This is a genomic window from Acetobacter estunensis (assembly GCF_011516945.1).
GTDB classification, from domain to species: domain Bacteria; phylum Pseudomonadota; class Alphaproteobacteria; order Acetobacterales; family Acetobacteraceae; genus Acetobacter; species Acetobacter estunensis.
This window is the reverse complement of sequence record NZ_WOTH01000095.1, coordinates 1-1,521: the sequence shown is the minus strand read 5'-3', so window position 1 is coordinate 1,521 and position 1,521 is coordinate 1. Positions and strand designations below refer to the sequence as shown.

Sequence of the window (1,521 nt, the reverse complement as noted above, 5' to 3'; positions counted from 1 at the left end):
CGTGTTGTGGCCCGTTTTGACGGGGGTCGCATGAGTTCGGATGGGGGCGTCATTCTGGTGAAGCAGGCTGATGACATTCTGGGGCTCAGCCGCCGCTTTGCTGCCTGTTTTCGCGATGAACGGCATCCCGGCTTTGTGGAATACCGGGTTGAAGACCTTGTCCGTCAGCGGATCATGGGCCTGGCACTGGGCTATGAAGATCTCAATGATCACGATGCCCTGCGGCATGACCTGATCTTTGGTCTGGCCTCGGGCCGTCTGTCAGGAGGCCGGGCAAACTGCGCAGCATTGGCCGGAAAATCCACACTGAACCGGTTGGAGCGCAGTGGGTACAAGGCAGATCGTTACTGTCGGATCATTGCTGATCATGAGGCCCTGGCTACCCTGTTCGTCACGCTCTACATGGACCGGCATGATCGGGCTCCTGCCCGGATCGTTCTGGACGTGGACGCGACCGATGATCGTATCCATGGCCATCAGGAAGGCCGGGCCTTTCATGGGTATTACGGCCATAACTGCTATCTGCCGCTATACATCTTCTGCGGGGATCATCTCCTCAGCGCTACCCTGCGCACGGCAGACAGGGACCCGGGGAAGGAAGTGCTGGCTGACATCCGCCGGATTGTGCAGCAGATCAGGAACCGCTGGCCCAGGGTGCGTATTCTGGTGCGCGGGGACAGTGGCTTCTCCCGGGACACTCTGATGACATGGTGCGAAGACAACCACGTTGACTTCCTGTTCGGGCTTGCAGGCAACACCCGCCTGTATGACCGGATTGCCTCTTTGTCCGCTGAGGTTCGTGACGAAGCCGCCACGACAGGCAGAGCTGCGCGCGGTTTCGCCTCCTTTGACTGGATCACAAAGGACAGCTGGACGCGCCGCAGGCGGGTGGTGGCCAAGGCCGAATGGCGCCACGGCAACCGCTATCATCGCTTTATTGTCACCACGCTACCACAGGGAATGTCCGACCCCCGCCATCTCTACGAACAGGTCTACTGCGCACGCGGAGATATGGAGAACCGGATCAAGGAATGCCAGATGGATCTGTTCTCAGACAGGACGTCCTCCCATACCATGCGAGCCAACCAGCTCAGGCTATGGTTCTCCGCGGCCGCCTACGTCCTGCTCACCGCTCTGCAAAAGATGGCCCTTGGGCAGACCAGCCTGGAGAAGGCGACCTGTGGCACCATACGTGCACGACTGCTCAAAATCGCAACAGTCGTAAAGGTCAGCGTGCGTCGAATTGTCCTGTCCATGCCCGATATATTCCCTTGCCAGCACGAATTCGCCCTCGCTCATGCACGATTGCGAAGGCTCCGCCAGGCTTCCTGACGAAACAGACAGAGCATAGGCCACATACTCACAGCCATCACCGCCTTCTCAGGCGCTAAGACCCCAACTGCGTCCAGAATCTGCCTCCAGAGGCAAAATGCCGTTGTCATTCCAGATCAGACGCACAGGACACAGCTCTCAGAACAGAGAATAACACTCTTCAGACAAAATGTGAGAAATCCGCGTCGA

1 protein-coding gene is annotated in these 1,521 nt (G+C 58.4%); it reads left to right on the top strand.

What is annotated here, in order from left to right; translation table 11 throughout:
* A partial coding sequence (locus tag GOB87_RS16410; protein WP_206752354.1) for an IS1380 family transposase occupies positions 1 to 1,332 on the top strand: 1,332 nt, incomplete at its 5' end.
* Positions 1,333 to 1,521 lie beyond the last annotated feature (189 nt).